17 protein-coding genes are annotated in these 16,199 nt (G+C 61.1%); 12 read left to right on the forward strand and 5 right to left on the reverse strand.

Features of this window, described 5'->3' with window-relative positions; translation table 11 throughout:
• Positions 1 to 345 precede the first annotated feature (345 nt).
• The 4 genes from KGB27_RS22105 to KGB27_RS22115 all read left to right on the forward strand — a co-directional run bounded on the left by KGB27_RS22105 (position 346) and on the right by KGB27_RS22115 (position 4,965).
• Positions 346 to 2,361: a ribonucleoside triphosphate reductase gene (locus tag KGB27_RS22105; protein WP_207286742.1), complete on the forward strand. Its 2,016-nt coding sequence runs from the start codon at positions 346 to 348 to the stop codon at positions 2,359 to 2,361.
• A gap of 32 nt (positions 2,362 to 2,393) precedes the next feature.
• Positions 2,394 to 2,561: an anaerobic ribonucleoside-triphosphate reductase gene (gene nrdD / locus KGB27_RS31410; RefSeq protein ID WP_263290127.1), complete on the forward strand. Its 168-nt coding sequence runs from the start codon at positions 2,394 to 2,396 to the stop codon at positions 2,559 to 2,561.
• Positions 2,558 to 3,253 (forward strand): anaerobic ribonucleoside-triphosphate reductase activating protein, encoded by a 696-nt coding sequence (locus tag KGB27_RS22110; RefSeq protein WP_008043833.1) that lies wholly within the window; start codon positions 2,558 to 2,560, stop codon positions 3,251 to 3,253. The genes nrdD and KGB27_RS22110 overlap by 4 nt, the downstream gene beginning before the upstream one ends.
• A 92-nt stretch (positions 3,254 to 3,345) precedes the next feature.
• Complete coding sequence (locus KGB27_RS22115) at positions 3,346 to 4,965, forward strand: methyl-accepting chemotaxis protein (protein WP_008032931.1); 1,620 nt, start codon at positions 3,346 to 3,348, stop codon at positions 4,963 to 4,965.
• A gap of 33 nt (positions 4,966 to 4,998) precedes the next feature.
• Here KGB27_RS22115 and KGB27_RS22120 read toward each other — a convergent pair whose 3' ends face one another.
• The 5 genes from KGB27_RS22120 to KGB27_RS22140 form a co-directional block, all read right to left on the reverse strand.
• Positions 4,999 to 6,378, reverse strand: a complete 1,380-nt coding sequence (locus KGB27_RS22120; RefSeq protein WP_223437842.1) for a 4Fe-4S binding protein — start codon at positions 6,376 to 6,378, stop codon at positions 4,999 to 5,001.
• Positions 6,366 to 7,220 carry an FTR1 family protein gene (locus tag KGB27_RS22125; RefSeq protein WP_223452501.1) on the reverse strand — a complete coding sequence of 285 codons (855 nt, stop codon included), beginning with the start codon at positions 7,218 to 7,220 and terminating at the stop codon, positions 6,366 to 6,368. Before KGB27_RS22125 ends, KGB27_RS22120 begins: the two co-directional genes overlap by 13 nt.
• A gap of 22 nt (positions 7,221 to 7,242) precedes the next feature.
• Positions 7,243 to 7,575 (reverse strand): cupredoxin domain-containing protein, encoded by a 333-nt coding sequence (locus KGB27_RS22130; RefSeq protein ID WP_008032923.1) that lies wholly within the window; start codon positions 7,573 to 7,575, stop codon positions 7,243 to 7,245.
• The gene (locus tag KGB27_RS22135) at positions 7,576 to 8,100 is read right to left on the reverse strand and encodes an iron transporter (RefSeq protein WP_192226488.1); all 525 of its coding nucleotides are present in this window, start codon (positions 8,098 to 8,100) and stop codon (positions 7,576 to 7,578) included. It abuts the gene before it with no gap.
• An 87-nt stretch (positions 8,101 to 8,187) separates the two neighbouring features.
• Positions 8,188 to 8,547 carry a hypothetical protein gene (locus KGB27_RS22140; protein ID WP_223556364.1) on the reverse strand — a complete coding sequence of 120 codons (360 nt, stop codon included), beginning with the start codon at positions 8,545 to 8,547 and terminating at the stop codon, positions 8,188 to 8,190.
• Positions 8,548 to 8,708: 161 nt separating this feature from the next.
• Here KGB27_RS22140 and KGB27_RS22145 point away from each other — a divergent pair, with 161 nt between their 5' ends.
• The 8 genes from KGB27_RS22145 (at position 8,709) to KGB27_RS22180 (ending at position 15,467) form a co-directional block, all read left to right on the forward strand.
• Positions 8,709 to 8,921, forward strand: coding sequence for a DUF3079 domain-containing protein (locus KGB27_RS22145; RefSeq protein ID WP_008032916.1), 213 nt, complete (start codon positions 8,709 to 8,711; stop codon positions 8,919 to 8,921).
• Between the two features lie 163 nt (positions 8,922 to 9,084).
• Entirely contained in the window at positions 9,085 to 10,065 is a 981-nt protein-coding gene (locus KGB27_RS22150) for a quinone oxidoreductase family protein (protein ID WP_008032914.1), read from the forward strand.
• Between the two features lie 13 nt (positions 10,066 to 10,078).
• Positions 10,079 to 10,927: a TauD/TfdA dioxygenase family protein gene (locus tag KGB27_RS22155; protein WP_223556366.1), complete on the forward strand. Its 849-nt coding sequence runs from the start codon at positions 10,079 to 10,081 to the stop codon at positions 10,925 to 10,927.
• 87 nt (positions 10,928 to 11,014) lie between these two features.
• Positions 11,015 to 12,067, forward strand: a complete 1,053-nt coding sequence (locus KGB27_RS22160) for a 3-keto-5-aminohexanoate cleavage protein (protein ID WP_223556367.1) — start codon at positions 11,015 to 11,017, stop codon at positions 12,065 to 12,067.
• 91 nt (positions 12,068 to 12,158) lie between these two features.
• Entirely contained in the window at positions 12,159 to 13,478 is a 1,320-nt protein-coding gene (locus tag KGB27_RS22165; protein WP_008032908.1) for an MFS transporter, read from the forward strand.
• Positions 13,475 to 14,137: a DsbA family oxidoreductase gene (locus KGB27_RS22170; protein WP_008043848.1), complete on the forward strand. Its 663-nt coding sequence runs from the start codon at positions 13,475 to 13,477 to the stop codon at positions 14,135 to 14,137. Before KGB27_RS22165 ends, KGB27_RS22170 begins: the two co-directional genes overlap by 4 nt.
• The gene (locus tag KGB27_RS22175) at positions 14,134 to 14,460 is read left to right on the forward strand and encodes a Rieske (2Fe-2S) protein (RefSeq protein WP_008043850.1); all 327 of its coding nucleotides are present in this window, start codon (positions 14,134 to 14,136) and stop codon (positions 14,458 to 14,460) included. The genes KGB27_RS22170 and KGB27_RS22175 overlap by 4 nt, the downstream gene beginning before the upstream one ends.
• Positions 14,457 to 15,467: a YeiH family protein gene (locus tag KGB27_RS22180; RefSeq protein ID WP_223437848.1), complete on the forward strand. Its 1,011-nt coding sequence runs from the start codon at positions 14,457 to 14,459 to the stop codon at positions 15,465 to 15,467. Before KGB27_RS22175 ends, KGB27_RS22180 begins: the two co-directional genes overlap by 4 nt.
• Positions 15,468 to 16,199 lie beyond the last annotated feature (732 nt).

A 16,199-nucleotide genomic window follows, 5' to 3' on the forward strand; every position in this document is an offset into this window, starting at 1 on the left:
AACCCGGCATGGATGCCGGGTTAGCCGCCCCCGGCCATGGATGGCCGATGGCGGCGGGCCCACGGAGCAGGACCGGAGCGAGGGCATGCCGAGCCATGGCGAGGCACCGAACGAAAGGGGCAAGAGCCCTTGGTTACTTGGGGCTCTTCCAAGTGACTCGCCGTAAGGGCGAAACCAATAGCCGCCATCACCACAACAACGAATATACACACCAAAAACAAATGCTAAGCAATCACCGCCAAATCTTGATATCGGTCAATTGCAGATCCGTCCTTTGTCCGTAACCTCCACTGCATGTTGTGTTTTTAGATGAATAAAAATCTATATGTAGTATCTGGAGGCCGAATGCAAAGCACGCTGATCTCAGTAGGAAGTAACCGTCTGCACAAGCGCAACGGTGACCTGGTTGCCTTCGACGCCGACAAGATCCGTCAGGCGTTGATCGCTGCCGGCAGGGCAACCGGGGAATACACCGACGTTGAAGCCGAAGGCCTGCTCGAGGCCGTACTCGCCCGTCTGGAAGGGCTGCCGAGACTGCATGTCGAGCAGATCCAGGACCGTGTCGAACGGGTGCTGATGGACGCCGGTTTTTTCTTCGCCATGCGCGCCTACATCGTCTACCGCGAACAGCACGGACGCTTGCGCCGCGACCGCCGGACCCTGGTCGAGGTCGCCACCTCCATGAACGAATACCTCGACCGTGAAGACTGGCGGGTCCAGGCCAACGCCAATCAGGGCTATTCCCTGGGCGGGCTGGTGCTGAACGTGTCGGGCAAGGTCACCGCCAACTACTGGCTGGACGAGGTCTACAGCGAAGCCATCGGCCAGGCCCACCGCGAGGCGGATTTGCATGTGCACGACCTCGACATGCTCGCCGGTTATTGTGCCGGATGGTCGCTGCGCACCCTCCTGCACGAAGGGCTCAACGGTGTGCCGGGACGGGTCGAAGCCGGTCCGCCGAAGCACCTGAGCAGTGCCTTGGGGCAGATGGTGAATTTCCTTGGCACCCTGCAAAACGAATGGGCCGGTGCCCAGGCGTTCAGTTCGTTCGACACCTACCTGGCGCCCTATGTGCGCAAGGACCAGCTGGGTTTCGAGCAGATACGCCAGGCGATCCAGGAATTCATCTACAACCTCAACGTACCGTCGCGCTGGGGCACGCAAACACCCTTTACCAACCTGACCTTCGACTGGGTTTGCCCGCAGGATCTGCGCGAGCAGATCCCCATCATCGGCGGTGAGGAAATGCCGTTTGCCTATGGCGACCTGCAAGCCGAAATGGACCTGCTCAACCGCGCCTACATCGAGGTGATGCAGGCCGGCGATGCGAAAGGGCGGGTGTTCACCTTTCCGATCCCGACCTACAACATCACCCATGATTTTCCATGGGACAGTGAAAACGCTGACCGCCTGTTCGAGATGACCGCGCGTTACGGCCTGCCGTATTTCCAGAACTTCCTCAATTCGGACATGCAGCCCAATCAGGTGCGATCGATGTGCTGCCGCTTGCAACTGGACGTGCGTGAGTTGCTCAAGCGCGGTGGCGGTTTGTTCGGCTCGGCGGAACAGACCGGATCGCTCGGCGTGGTGACCATCAACTGCGCGCGACTGGGTTATGTATTCAAGGGGGATACCAGCGGTTTGCTCAAGCGTCTGGACACGCTGATGGAACTGGCGATGGAGAGCCTGGAGGTCAAGCGCAAGGTGATTCAGCATCACATGGACGCCGGTTTGTACCCGTACACCAAGCGTTACCTCGGCACCTTGCGCAACCATTTCTCGACCATCGGCCTCAACGGCCTGCATGAAATGCTGCGCAATTTCACCGGTGACAAGGAGGGCATGCACACCGAGCACGGCCGGCAGTTTGCCCTGAGGATGCTGGACCATGTGCGCGCCACGCTCGTGCGTTTCCAGGAAGAAACCGGCCACCTCTACAACCTCGAAGCGACGCCGGCCGAGGGCACTACCTACCGTTTCGCCAAGGAAGACCTCAAGCGCTATCCCGACATTCTCCAGGCCGGCAGCGCGCAGGCGCCGTATTACACCAACTCCTCGCAACTGCCCGTGGGCTACACCGAAGACCCCTTCGAGGCCCTGGAACTGCAAGACGAATTGCAATGCAAATACACCGGCGGGACGGTCTTGCATCTGTACATGGCCGAGCGGATTTCTTCGACCCAAGCCTGCAAGCAACTGGTGCGCAAAGCCCTCGGGCGGTTCCGCCTGCCGTACCTGACCGTGACCCCGACATTCTCCATCTGCCCGGTGCACGGCTACCTCGATGGCGAGCACGAGTTCTGCCCCAAATGCGACGAGATCCTGCTGCTCAAAGAACAGCAAACCGGCACCGTTCACTGATTTCGATCCACTCAACCGCAAGGAGCTTCACCATGATTGCATCGCAAACACTGCCCCAGGCTCAACGTCAACGCTGCGAAGTCTGGACCCGGGTGATGGGTTATCACCGTCCGGTGTCGGCGTTCAATCCGGGCAAACAGTCGGAGCACCGCGAACGGGTGCACTTCACCGAAAGCGCGACCGTGGCCGGGCGCCAATGAGTCGAATGCTGCGGGTCGGGGGCATGGTGCCCCTGACCACTATCGACTATCCGGGACAGCTCGCTTGCGTGCTGTTTTGCCAGGGGTGCGCCTGGCGTTGTCGTTACTGCCATAACCCGCAACTGATCCCGCCTCGTGGCACCGAGGAAGTGGATTGGCGGCGGGTTATGGCGTTTCTGCAACGTCGACAGGACCTGCTCGATGCCGTGGTGTTCAGCGGCGGTGAGCCGACCTTGCAGGACGCGTTGCCCGGCGCCATGGATGAAGTGCGCGCCATGGGATTTCGCATCGGTTTGCACAGCGCCGGCATCAAGCCGGCCGCGTTCGCCAAGGCGCTGGCCGGGGCCGACTGGGTGGGCTTCGACGTCAAGGCGTTGCCCGAGGATTGCCAGGCCATCACCCGCGTCGAGGGCAGCGGAACAGCCAACTGGCGCAGCCTCGAGCATCTGCTGGCCAGCGATGTCGACTACGAATGCCGCACCACCGTGCATTGGCATCTCGTCGAACCGGCACGTCTGTTGACCCTCGCGCAGCGATTGAGCGCGCTGGGCGTCAAACGCTTCGCCGTGCAACTGGTGCGCACCGAGCGGATGTTCGATCCGCTGCTGCCGAGCGTTTCGGCACAGGCTTTGCTACCCGATCTTTGGGAGGCGATGCGCGAGTTGTTTCCAGCGTTCGTGTTACGGGGGTAACCGAACCTGCGAATCAACGTTCAACAGTGACATCCACCATGAATTTCAAATGCGCTGCCAATCAGGCAGGTATCAAACTGGGAGCATTTGATATGGCTAAATTAACCACGGCACAACGGATCGTCATCGGCTTTGCAATCGCGCCGCTGGCGCTGATGGGCATGGCGTTTTACGCGTTGCACGATCTGGCAACGCTCAAGGAACAGGCGGTGGTCATCGTCAAACAGGACTGGCCGAAGATCGAACCGATCATGGTCATTGCCACGGGCGTGCGCGATAACGCCAGGAACACCCGGGACTTGCTGATCAACAAGGACAATCAGCAAGTGCAGCAGTCGATCGACGCCACCAAGAAACGCATCACCCAGGCGCTCGAAACCCTTGAGCCGCTGTTCTATCTGCCAGAGGGCAAAGCCGCTTACCTCGCCTTGAAAAAGAACCGCGAAGCCTACGTTGCCGCGTTCACCCAGGTGCAGGTCTTGATTCGGCAAGGGGCTTCCGACGATGCCATGGCCCAGCTGAAGCAGAAAGTCGTACCGGCCGAAGCCGAGGTGTATCGCAGCCTGGATGAGTTGATGGCGCTGCAAGGGAAAATCTTCATCGACCGTGAACAGTCGGCGCAGGCACTGTACAGCGATGCCCGGCGCAACATGCTCGGGTTGTTCCTGTTCTGCCTGGCGCTGGTGATTGCCGCTGCGATAGTCGTCACGCGCAGTGTGACCCGGCCATTGGGTGGCGAGCCGGATGATGCCGCACGGTTCTTGAGTGAAATCGCCGAGGGCGACCTGACGATTCAGGTGCCGGTGGGGGCAAGTGCCGACGGCAGTGTGATGATGAACATGCATCAGATGCAGCAAAGCCTGAATGCCATGGTCAAGCACATTGCCTCTTCGGTTGATCGGGTGGCCAGCTCTTCCGAAGAACTGAGTGCCGTCAGCAGCCAGACCGCCAGCAACCTGCAATTGCAGGGGCTGGAGATCGAGCAGGCGGCTGCGGCGGTGAATCAGATGACGGCTGCGGTGGATGAAGTGGCGCGTAACGCGGTCAGTACTTCCGAGGCCTCCAAACAGTCCGAGCAAACCGCGCAGCGCGGCCGCGAACAGGTTCAGGAAACCGTGGTTGCCATCGGCGAACTGGCCGATGGCGTCACCGACACCTCGCAACGCATCGAACAACTGGCGGGCCGGGTGCAGGACATCAGCAAAGTCCTGGACGTGATTCGCAGCATCGCCGAGCAGACCAATCTGCTGGCCCTCAACGCGGCAATTGAAGCCGCACGGGCCGGGGATGCCGGGCGCGGCTTTGCCGTGGTCGCCGATGAAGTGCGAGCGTTGGCGCATCGCACGCAGGAGTCCACCCAGGAAATCGAGCAGATGATCGGCAACATTCGCCAGGATACCGGCCATGCGGTGACGGCCATGCAAAGCAGCAGTCATCTGGTGCGGGCTACTTTGGAAGTGGCGCAGCGCTCAGGTGATGCACTGGATCAGATCACCCGGTCCATCTCGCAGATCAATGAGCGCAACCTGATGATTGCCAGTGCCACGGAGGAGCAGGCGTTGGTGGCGCGTGAGGTGGATCGCAATCTGGTGGGGATTCGCACCTTGTCCGAGCAAGTCTTGCTGGGTGCGCAGCACACCGATACCGCTGGCCATGAACTGGCACAGATGGCCGGGGCGCTGCATCAGACCGTGGCGCGATTCAAGGTCTAGACCACCCGGGCGGGTGGTTGTGGAGGTGGGCGCTCAGGACCAGCCCCAGAACTGCAACCACCAGCCAAACCCGATCAAACCATTGGCCAACAGCAGGCAGGCGCTGCCCGACATGCGCCGCGCCAGAGAGCGGTTTTCGCGGCTCAGTCGCTTCCATCCCAGCAGCAAACTCCAGCCTATCGCGGCCACCAACAGGCAGGCCCTGACCGGTTGCACCCATTCCAGCAGCAAACCTTCATAGCGCAGCAGTTTCACGGTGGTTGCCGACAACCCGAGAAACAGTCCCGCACCACCCAGGGGCGTGAGCGTGAGCGCCAGGGGCCAATACAGTGCACGATCACCCGCCAGTCGAGCGGTCAGGCGCAAGAGAACCATTAGCACGGTGCCGAGCAGCACCGAACTCAAACTCAGGTAAGTGACGATGCTGAACCCGTCGAGCCAACTGAAGCTGTCGTTGAGCTGCGGGTAGTGGGTGAGCAGCCACCAGGGCGCGTTGTCTTGCAGGGCCCAGAACTGGTCGTGTTCAACCAGCCATTGGGCGAGCGTTTGTTTGAGGGCGACGAACCAGGGACTGACCGTCCACTGGAATGCGCCCATCGCCAGGCCGATCACACCGAACAGCAGCAAGCGAGCATCCCACGGGGATAGCGTCTGCGACGTCGCGTGAAGAATCTCTTGATTGCCCGACCGGGCGATCAACTGGACGGCACCGCGTTGCCCGCTGCAGCGCCCACAGGCATGACAATCACTGGCGCCTTGCAGGCGTCGGATATCGAGCAACGGAGCGCAGTTGGGGGGCGGCAGGCGTGGCGGGGCGTTTTCTATCCAGCGTTGTTCGTTGACCTGAAAATGCACCGGCGCCAGGCGGGCGAGCAGTGCAAACACGCCGCTGACCGGGCACAGGTAACGGCACCAGACCCGCTTGCCTCGGGCGAACAACAACCCGACGACCACAGCAGCGACAGTCGAACCACCCAGAATCAGCAGCGCCGCCTGAGCGTAGTCATAGACGCTGATCAACTGGCCATAGAGGGTCGTCAGGCAGAACGCCAGGGTCGGCCAGCCGCCCCAGCGCAACCAGCGCGGCACGCCCATGCCTTTACCGTAATGGCTGGCCCATTCGCTGAGCGAGCCCTCCGGACACAGCACGCCACACCAGAGTCGACCGAACATCACGATCGACAGCAGCACGAACGGCCACCAGATCCCCCAAAACAGAAACTGCGCAAGCAAGGTCAGGTTGTCGAGCATTCGTGCCTGGCTGTCCGGCAGCGGTAACAGCGGCGGGATCACCAGCAGCACTGCGTAAAACACCACAACCAGCCACTGCGCGGCACGAATGAACCGCGCATGGCGACGCATCCCGTCGCCCAGTCGCTGGAGCCATCGATTGTGCCAACTCAGTTCAGGCATGGGACTTTTTCCATCGTCCGTTGCCGTAGCCATCCGCCGACGACCAGCCAGTAACCGATCCACACCAGCAAGGTCAGGCCGCTGGGGGTTGCCCGATAACCGGCAAAACCGGCCAGGAAACCACCGAGTCCATGGCTGTCGCTCAGTAAGACGCTGCTGTCCCAGAACGCGTCGCCAATGACGCCGTAAACCTGCTCCGGCAGATCGAGGGCGAGCAGTTGGCCGCCGATTCGCTCGGTGCCACTGACCAGCAATGCGGCCCCGAGCATGAGCAGGATGACTTCGCTGATGGCAAAGAATCGTTGCCACGAAATGAACCGGCGACTGCTGTGCAGCAGGATGATGGTCAACGCCGACAGCACCAGTCCCATGGCGCCGCCGATGGCAAACAAGCCGAGCTGCGGGCCTCGCAGTTGAGCACCGGCGCCATAGAGAAACACGACCGTTTCACTGCCTTCACGACTGACCGCGAGCATCGCCAGCAGCAACAACCCCATGCCGCCTTGCCGGGCCAGATGGCTGTCGGCGTGGCGCTGCAAATCCTGTTTGAGGGAGCGTCCGTGACGGTGCATCCAGCCCACCATCTGCACCATCAACAGGCTGGCAACCAGCGCGAGTGCGGCCTGGAACCATTCACTGGCCGACCCGCTCATGGCCTCGCCGGCAAACAGAATCAGCACGGCCAGCAGACCCGAGAGCAGCAACCCCAGCCCCACGCCGACCCACAAGTATTTGACCAGTCGATGACCCTGGTACTGCTGGCTGGCCCAGGCCTGGAGAATGCCGATCACCAGCAACGCCTCGACGCTTTCGCGCCAGACGATGAACATTGATTGATTCATGAAAACTCCGTGCGCTGACAGGTTATTTCGCGAGGATGCCGCCCTCGGGCAGTTGCGGATTGAACTCGTCGAAAAACGGGTAGTGACCGGGCCTGAGCGGGTGAATGACGACAAAGGTGGTCACGCCCGGTGACATGACCTTTTCAACCCGCAGCGGTGTGCTCTCGAATTCGGCCGGCCCCTGACCATTGTTTTTCAGGACGATCTTGAATCGCTGTCCGGCCGGGACCTCCAGCAAGGCCGGCGTGAAGTGGCCATCGCGCAGGATCAGTTCGTAGCTCGGCAACTCGGCATGGGCGGTCAACGGCGCAAGGGCTCCAGCCACCAGCAGGCAGGCAACCTGCAGGCGTTTCATTCAATAGCCGCCTTTTTTGCCAATGCCGGCGTAGACGAATTCGTAGTGCAGTTCGCAGCGTTCGAACCAGGGCGCGACACCGGTTTCCTTGTCGGTGTGGCGACCGAGAGAGGCATGACCACCGGGTGGCAGGATGGTGAAGGTGAGTTGATATTTGCCCGGCCCCATCAGCTTCACATTGTCGCCGTAGTGCGGACCGTCGTTGGCGACCATGGCGTGGAAATCGCCTTTGAGTTCCGGGTCGTTGCCTTGCTTTTTCAGATTGAAAGAAACGTTGAGATAGGGCACGAAACTGCCTTCCTGAAAGCCCTGGTGATTATCCGCAGTGGCGCGGATGTCGGCCTCCAGATGAACATCCGAATCCGCAGTGGCGCGCATCATGCCCGCCGGTTCCATCTCGATCGGTTGCAGATAAACCGCCCCGACTTCCAGCCCCGGACACAGCTGTGGTTCGCCGATCGGGTATTCCTTGGCCTGAGCCAGTGGTACGAACAAGAGCAAAGCGAGTGTGAGAGAGGTACGCATGATTTCTTCCTGGGCACTGACGAGTAGGAACCCGAGTCTAGGAAGGTTTGCTGCGAACAATAATGATTGCTATCAAGTTTTGAGTAATTAAACCGACGGCTCGTCGCGCCGGCGAAATCGCTGGGCGCGCTCGACGCTGTGGGTCATCTGTGCCGCCGCATGGACGGTCAAGGGATGCTGGGTAAACCCGGCTCTGGGGGTAATGTAGCCGGCCATTTCCCGGGCAACGGCGAGCTGACGTTCCGAACCTTCCGCCAGCAGCGCGATGACCAGGTTTTCCAGGGCAATGACGCGGACACGCAAGTGAACCAGTTCGGCGTTTGTCAGCGCAGGTGGGGCGATAAACGCATCGCTATCGATGGATGTTGCGGCGTCTTGATCGTCCCATGTCGACAGCGGCGGACGGTCGGGTGTCTCTGTGTTCGGATGAGGATTTTTATTGATCATGAGCGACGCCTCCAAGTCTGTTCGGCCGTTATCAGCTTAGCCTCAGGATCATGATCGGGGGAGGGCAGTCACTCGATGTCGATAGCTTGATATCCATCAAGGACGGCTGCGCGCGATGGTTGTAGCTTGGGAAGCACGCCTCTCAATGACCGGAGATCGGCATGGCCAAGAACTTCCCCGACAACCCCAAGCACCCCGAGCGGATTTGCTGGGGGTGCGACCGGTATTGCCCGGCCAAGTCGTTGGCGTGCGGCAATGGCTCCGAGCGTACGATGCATCCGGCCGAGCTGTTTGGCGAAGACTGGAACGTGCCCGGCGACTGGGGTATCGAGCCCCTCATCGTCACAACCAAGGCGGCGGATGACGATATCTGACGCAGGTCAAACCTGGTCATAGCGCAGTCTTGTGTTCCATGCCTGCAACCATCTGTCATGAAATGAAAAGCCTGTGTCGTCTGATGAGAAGCGGCTCACCAGACTGCGTCCTACAGTCCAATCAGCGCAAATCGACGCTGTACAGACTGGAGAATAAGAAAAAATGGCCAACGCCGTACGCTTCTACGAAACCGGTGGTCCCGAAGTCCTCCGTTATGAGGAGGTCGAGGTCGGCGATCCCGGTCCAGGCCAGGTTCGTCTTCGTCATGTGGCGGTGGGCCTCAACTATGCCGACACCTATTTTCGCAATGGTACTTACCCAATTCCGATGCCCAACGGCATGGGGGTTGAAGCGTCCGGTGTGGTCCAGGCCGTTGGCGAAGGGGTGACCAACGTCCAGGTGGGGGACCGCGTCACCTATACCGGTTTCCTCAACACCCTTGGCGCCTACAGCACCGAACGGCTGATCGCGGCCGCGCCGTTGATCAAACTGCCGGAAACCATCAGTTTCGAGACCGCTGCGGCCATGACCATGCGCGGCCTGACGTCTTCGTACCTGATGCGCCGCATCTACGACTTCAAGGAAGGCGACAGCATTCTGTTGCACGCCGCCGCCGGTGGCGTCGGCCTGATCGTCTCGCAGTGGGCCAAATTGCTCGGCTTGAACGTGATCGGCACGGTTTCGACCGAAGAAAAGGCCCAAATCGCCCGGGCTCACGGTTGCGACCATACTATCAATTACAGCCATGAAGACGTCGCCGCCCGTGTTCGCGAATTGACCGATGGCGTCGGCGTCAACGTGGTGTTCGACAGCGTCGGCAAGAACACTTTCGCCGGCTCCCTGGATTCGCTCAAGCGTCGTGGCCTGATGGTGTGCGTCGGCACGGCATCCGGTCCGATCCCTGCGTTCGACCCGGTGATGCTGGCGATGAAAGGCTCGTTGTTCCTGACCCGTCCGGCGCTGGCTGACTACATCGCCGACCCAGCGGAGAAAGCCGCCCTGGCCGGTGAGTTGTTCGACCACGTCGGCAGCGGCCGGATCAAGATCGAGATCAACCAGCACTACGCCTTGCAGGACGCGGTGCAGGCTCATCGCGACCTTGAGTCGCGCAAGACCACCGGTTCGTCGATTTTCGTCATTTAAGGAGCGGCCAGCCATGAAAGTCGAACAATTGACCTGCAACATCGGCGCCGAACTGATCGGCGTGAACCTCGCCGACGCGGTGCATGACGACGGTCTGTTTGCCGAGATTCGTGCCCAGTTGCTCAAGCACCGGGTGGTGTTCCTGCGTGATCAGAACATCACTCGCGAGGAGCACGTGGCCTTCGCTCGCCGCTTTGGTGAGTTGGAAGACCATCCGGTGGCCGGCAGCGATCCGGATCATCCGGGGCTGGTGCGGATCTACAAGAATCCGGACCAGCCGATGGACCGCTATGAAAACGCCTGGCACGCCGACGCCACCTGGCGCGAGGCGCCGCCAATGGGGTGCGTGTTGCGCTGCGTGGAATGCCCGCCGGTCGGCGGCGACACCATGTGGGCCAACATGGTCGAGGCTTATGCGCGTTTGCCGGAAGACGTGAAGGTGAAAATCGCCGACCTGCGTGCCCGTCACAGCATCGAAGCGAGTTTCGGTGCGGCGATGCCGATCGAAAAACGCCTGGCGCTCAAGGCGATGTACCCGGACGCCGAACACCCGGTGGTGCGCACCCACCCGGAAACCGGCGAGAAGGTGCTGTTCGTCAACGCCTTCACCACCCACATCAGCAACTACCACACCTCTGAGCGGGTGCGCTTCGGCCAGGACGCCAACCCCGGCGCCAGCGAATTGCTGCGCTACCTGATCAGCCAGGCGTACATCCCCGAGTATCAGGTGCGCTGGCGCTGGAAGCCCAACAGCATCGCCATCTGGGACAACCGCAGTACCCAGCACTACGCCGTCATGGATTACCCGCCGTGCCATCGCAAGATGGAGCGCGCCGGGATCATCGGCGACAAGACCTACTGATCGACCCTTTCTGCATACGCACTCGTAAACACGTCTGCCCGGCACGATCCCGGGTGGGCGGGACAATCATAAAAAGTGGAGTAAATCATGCAATTCTTCGACGATTCCCTGCACCCGGAAAACATGGAAAAAGTGGTCATCACCGTGGCCCCGTACGGCCCGGAATGGATGCCTGGAGATTTCCCGGAAGACATCCCGCTGACCATGGACGAGCAAGTCCAGAAAGCGGTCGATTGCTATGAAGCCGGCGCCACCGTGCTGCACCTGCATGTGCGTGAACTGGACGGCAAGGGCTCCAAGCGCCTGTCGAAGTTCAACGAGCTGATCGCTGGTGTGCGCGAAGCGGTGCCGGACATGATCATCCAGGTCGGCGGTTCGATTTCCTTCGCCCCGGAAAGTGATGGCGAAGCCGCCAAGTGGCTGTCCGACGATACCCGCCACATGCTGGCCGAGCTGACGCCAAAACCGGATCAGGTCACGGTGGCGATCAACACCACCCAGATGAACATCATGGAGCTGCTGTATCCGCAATACCTGGAAGGTACCTCGCTGGCTAACCCGTTGATCCAGGCTGCCTACAGCGAAATGACCGTACCGGCCGGCCCGGCCTGGGTTGCCGAGCACCTCAAGCGCCTGATGGACAACGACATCCAGCCGCACTTCCAGCTGACCGGCATGCATGCCCTGGAAACCCTCGAGCGCCTGGTGCGCAAGGGTATCTACAAGGGCCCGCTGAACCTGACCTGGATCGGCATCGGTGGCGGTTTCGACGGCCCGAACCCGTTCAACTTCTTCAATTTCATCCACCGCGCGCCGAACGGCTGCACCCTGACCTCAGAATCGCTGCTTAAGAACGTCATGCCGTTCAACACCATGTCGATGGCCATGGGCATGCACCCGCGCGTGGGCAATGAAGACACTATCATTGATCACAAGGGTGATCGCTTCGGCTCGGTGGCGCAGATCCAGCAAACCGTGCGCATTGCCCATGAACTGGGTCGCGAAATCGCCACGGGCAAAGAAGCCCGCGAGATTTATCGCATCGGTGTGAAGTACGACAGCATCGAGCAGACCCTGTTGGCCAACGGTATGGCCCCCAACCGCAAGGCTGGGCAAAAGGGTGTGCCGCAACGCGGCTGACCGGCGGTCCGGACGAGGGGCCGCAACCTCTCGTCCACCGCACTGCAACACGCTTGATAACAACAATAAATAAAAGCATTGAGGAGGCTGCATGGCCTTTCACCCAATCGCCGCTGACGATGACGACGCAGGTTGCGTCGGCGTTTCGCGCCAATATGCCTGGATCGTTTTTGCATTGACGTTCGGCCTGTTGATTTCCGATTACATGTCGCGCCAGGTGCTGAACGCGGTGTTCCCGCTGCTCAAGAGCGAGTGGGCCCTGAGCGACGGCCAGCTCGGGTTGCTCAGCGGTATCGTTGCCTTGATGGTCGGTCTGCTGACATTCCCGCTGTCGTTGATGGCTGACCGCTTTGGACGAGTCAAGAGCCTGGCGCTGATGGCGTTGCTGTGGAGCCTGGCCACGCTGGGCTGCGCATTGGCGCAGGATTACCAGCAAATGTTCATTGCCCGGTTCATGGTCGGCGTCGGTGAAGCGGCTTATGGCAGCGTCGGTATCGCCGTGGTGATTTCGGTGTTCCCGAAACACATGCGCGCCACCCTGGCCAGCGCGTTCATGGCGGGCGGCATGTTCGGCTCGGTGCTGGGCATGGCGTTGGGCGGTGCCATCGCGGCCAAGCTGGGCTGGCGCTGGTCGTTCGCCGGCATGGCGTTGTTTGGCCTGGTGCTGGCGATGCTTTATCCGATCATCGTCAAGGAAGCTCGCATCGCACCGCAACGGGTCGCCAAGGCTGTCGCGGGGGCCAAGCGTCCGCTGCGTACGCTGTGGTCCAGTCGTTCGGTGGTAGCGACCTACGTCGCCAGCGGCTTGCAGCTGTTTGTCGGCGGCACGGTGATGGTGTGGATTCCCAGCTACTTGAATCGCTACTACGACATGCCGACGGACAAAGCCGGCGCCATGGCGGCGATCATCGTGCTGTGCAGCGGTGCGGGGATGATTGTGTGCGGCATGCTCAGCGATCGGCTGTGTCGCAACTCGCCGGAACGCAAGGTCAGCCTGGCCATCGCCTTTTGCCTGGGCAGTTGCCTGCTGCTGTCGGCGGCGTTCGCAATGACGGCAGGGCCTATGCAACTGGCACTGATTTGCCTGGGCATGCTGATTGCCACCGGCACCACCGGCCCGGCTGGCGCGATGGTCGCCAACCTGACCCATTACTCGGTCCATGGCACGGCCTTCGCCACGCTGACATTGGCCAACAACATGCTGGGACTGGCGCCGGGGCCGTTCATCACCGGAAGGGTGTCGGACCTCATCGGCCTGCATGCCGCTTTCCAGCTGGTGCCATTGGTCAGCCTCGCGGCAGCGGCCGTGTTCTTTTATGCCAAGTGTCATTACCACAAAGATATTGCCCGCCTTCAGGGTCAGCGCGTGCCTGACCCCGTCAGCCAGGCCGGGTTAGAGGTGAAGTTGTGAGTCGTCGTCTACAGATTGATGTGTTTTTCGATTTTATCTGCCCCTGGTGCCTGATCGGCAAACGCCAACTGGAGCATGCGCAGGTACAGTTTCGCAGTCGCCATCCGGATGTGCAGATCAGCACGCAGTGGCATGGCGTGCAGTTGCTGCCGCAGTTGCCGTTGGAAGGTGAGCCCTTCGTCGATTTCTACCGCAAGCGCCTGGGCAATGCCGATGCCATGACCATGCGCCAGGCCCAGGTACAAAAGGCTGCCGCGGCGGTTGGACTGAGCATCGACCTCGGCCAGATCGAGACGATGCCCAATACCGCAGACGCCCATCGTCTGTTCGAGCGGGTCAGCGCGCTGGGCAACGCTGCCCAGAGTGAAATGTTGCTTGAGCGGCTGTTCGCCGCTTATTTCCGCAAACGCGAAAACCTTGGTTGCCGCGAGACCTTGCTCGCCATTGCCCGCTCCTGCGGCATTGATGCGCAGGTCTTGGCTGACTGCCTGACGGGCGACGCCACGCCATTTGCCGGATCACCCGAGGCGAGCAGTGGCGTACCGGGCTTTCAGTTCGATCGCCGCATGACGGTGGTGGGCGCGCAACCTGCAGCGGTGTTGCTCGGGGCCATGAGCCAGGCACTGAAAGAAAGTGATTACGAGCGGCAACCTGCATGACCCGGCGTATCCCCGTGCCTGCCGGCAAACACCCGCAGGTCGGCGGTCGTGCACTGTTCGAATTCGATGACAAAAGCCTGGCGCTGTTCAACGTCGAAGGTGACTTGTTCGCCATCGACGACAGTTGCCCGCACCAGGGCGCCTCGCTGTGTGGCGGGCGTCTTGAGGGGCGAGTGATTCAGTGTTGCGCCCATGGTCTGCGCTTCGATCTGCGCAGCGGTTACCTGCTCAATTCCACCGCAGTCAAAGTCGCCAACTACCCGGTCGAGATCATCGACGGTCAGGCATTCATCGTCATTGTTCCCGAGGAGGCCGCGCCATGAGCGCCATCGCTCTCACCCGTATCCACAGCCGAACGCGCGAACTGGCGCCGGGTTTTGTCGTCAGTCTGATCGTGGCGGCGGCCGCGTCTTTTTTGTCCGAGCACTACGGTGCGCCGGTGATGCTGTTTGCCTTGCTATTGGGCATGGCCCTGAACTTTCTGGCCGGCGACGGTGCCTGCAAGGCCGGCATCGAATTCACGGCGCGCACTGTGTTGCGCATCGGCGTGGCGCTGCTGGGCATGCGCATCACCCTTGAACAGATGGCTGCGCTGGGCTGGAAGCCAGTGGCGCTGGTGGTGATTCTGGTGGTGGTGACCATCGGCGTTTCAGTGATCGCGGCCAAGGCGCTGGGCTTTCAGCGTTTGTTCGGCATGCTCACCGGAGGGGCCACGGCAATTTGTGGTGCATCGGCCGCGTTGGCGTTGGCGGCAGCGCTGCCCAATCATCCGCAGAAAGAACGCGCGACGTTGTTCACGGTGATTGGGGTGTCGGCGCTGTCGACTCTGGCAATGATCGTGTACCCGATGATTGCCAATTGGCTGCAACTGTCGCCGCAAGTGGCCGGGGTGTTCTTGGGAGCGACCATCCACGACGTGGCCCAGGTGGTCGGCGCCGGTTACAGCATGTCGACCGAGACTGGCGATACGGCCACGGTGGTCAAGCTGATGCGGGTCGCGATGCTGCTGCCGGTGATCGTCACCGCCGCGATGATCACCCGCATGCAGGGCGCCGATCCGACCGGCAAGCGACCACCGTTGCTGCCGTGGTTCGCCGTCGGTTTCCTGTTGCTGGCGTGCATCAACAGCACCGGCTGGGTGGCCCCGGTGGTGCAGGGTTCGATCAATGAGTTGTCGCGCTGGTGCCTGGTGGTGTCCATCAGTGCCCTGGGCATGAAGACCCAGCTCAAGGAGCTGGCGGCGGTGGGTATCAAGCCGATCCTGTTGATGGTGGGGGAGACGGTGTTTCTCGTCGTGCTGGTGCTGTTGTTGCTGCACTGGGGCTTTTGACACCCGACGCATAACGCTTTTTGACAGAGGGCTGCACCGCGGTTGACTCCTCACTGTGGTGGTGTCCTCGACCGGTGTCGACAACACCGGTTTTTTCGGCGACTGTGCCAGCAGTCGCCGTTTTTTTTGCCCGGTGTGAGCTTGCCGGGGAAGGGCCAGAGGTCAGGCTTCCCGCGTCATCGTTGACCTCCATCGGTGCCTTTGCCAGCGTTGATCCATGCCGTGTCAAAGCTTGTGGGAGATTGTTGTCTGAGTACATATCCATTGCTGCGGTGATGGCGGCTATTGGTTTCGCCCTTACGGCGAGTCACTTTCGAAAAGCGCGAAAGTAACCAAAGCGCTTCTGCCCCTTTCGTTCGGTGGCTCGCTAATGCTCGCCATGCCCTCGCTCCGGTCCTGCTCCGTGGGCCCGCCGCCATCGGCCATCCCTGGCCGGGGGCGGCTAACCCGGCATCCTTGCCGGGTTGCCCACTGCGCAGAACCTGCGCTCGGCCTCTCGAGGGGGCGACGACCGCCACAGCCGCCGAGGCGGCCTGAAAGCCGACCTGGCTCATTTGCGAACGCGTTCTCCTTCTCTGCTGTGCTCACTCATTCCGAGCATGTACACCGCTCCCCTGTAGGAGCCGGCTTGCTGGCGATAGCGGTGGGTCAGACAATTAATGTGTTGGTTGGACGGACGCCATCGCCAGCAAGCCGGCTCCTACACGGGATCGGGTTCACACGGTCAAAATT

The organism is Pseudomonas sp. BF-R-01 (genome assembly GCF_019946615.1).
GTDB classification, from domain to species: Bacteria; Pseudomonadota; Gammaproteobacteria; order Pseudomonadales; family Pseudomonadaceae; genus Aquipseudomonas; species Aquipseudomonas migulae.

Bases quoted from the DNA above. Each gene is read 5' to 3' on its own strand.
- KGB27_RS22135 (WP_192226488.1), bottom strand. From the start codon at position 8,100: ATGCGTACCTCTCTCACACTCGCTTTGCTCTTGTTCGTACCACTGGCT.
- KGB27_RS22130 (WP_008032923.1), bottom strand. From the start codon at position 7,575: ATGAAACGCCTGCAGGTTGCCTGCCTGCTGGTGGCTGGAGCCCTTGCG.
- KGB27_RS22120 (WP_223437842.1), bottom strand. From the start codon at position 6,378: ATGCCTGAACTGAGTTGGCACAATCGATGGCTCCAGCGACTGGGCGAC.
- KGB27_RS22150 (WP_008032914.1), top strand. From the start codon at position 9,085: ATGGCCAACGCCGTACGCTTCTACGAAACCGGTGGTCCCGAAGTCCTC.
- KGB27_RS22115 (WP_008032931.1), top strand. From the start codon at position 3,346: ATGGCTAAATTAACCACGGCACAACGGATCGTCATCGGCTTTGCAATC.
- KGB27_RS22180 (WP_223437848.1), top strand. From the start codon at position 14,457: ATGAGCGCCATCGCTCTCACCCGTATCCACAGCCGAACGCGCGAACTG.
- KGB27_RS22110 (WP_008043833.1), top strand. From the start codon at position 2,558: ATGAGTCGAATGCTGCGGGTCGGGGGCATGGTGCCCCTGACCACTATC.
- nrdD (WP_263290127.1), top strand. From the start codon at position 2,394: ATGATTGCATCGCAAACACTGCCCCAGGCTCAACGTCAACGCTGCGAA.
- KGB27_RS22165 (WP_008032908.1), top strand. From the start codon at position 12,159: ATGGCCTTTCACCCAATCGCCGCTGACGATGACGACGCAGGTTGCGTC.
- KGB27_RS22160 (WP_223556367.1), top strand. From the start codon at position 11,015: ATGCAATTCTTCGACGATTCCCTGCACCCGGAAAACATGGAAAAAGTG.
- KGB27_RS22125 (WP_223452501.1), bottom strand. From the start codon at position 7,220: ATGAATCAATCAATGTTCATCGTCTGGCGCGAAAGCGTCGAGGCGTTG.
- KGB27_RS22155 (WP_223556366.1), top strand. From the start codon at position 10,079: ATGAAAGTCGAACAATTGACCTGCAACATCGGCGCCGAACTGATCGGC.
- KGB27_RS22105 (WP_207286742.1), top strand. From the start codon at position 346: ATGCAAAGCACGCTGATCTCAGTAGGAAGTAACCGTCTGCACAAGCGC.
- KGB27_RS22145 (WP_008032916.1), top strand. From the start codon at position 8,709: ATGGCCAAGAACTTCCCCGACAACCCCAAGCACCCCGAGCGGATTTGC.
- KGB27_RS22140 (WP_223556364.1), bottom strand. From the start codon at position 8,547: ATGATCAATAAAAATCCTCATCCGAACACAGAGACACCCGACCGTCCG.
- KGB27_RS22175 (WP_008043850.1), top strand. From the start codon at position 14,134: ATGACCCGGCGTATCCCCGTGCCTGCCGGCAAACACCCGCAGGTCGGC.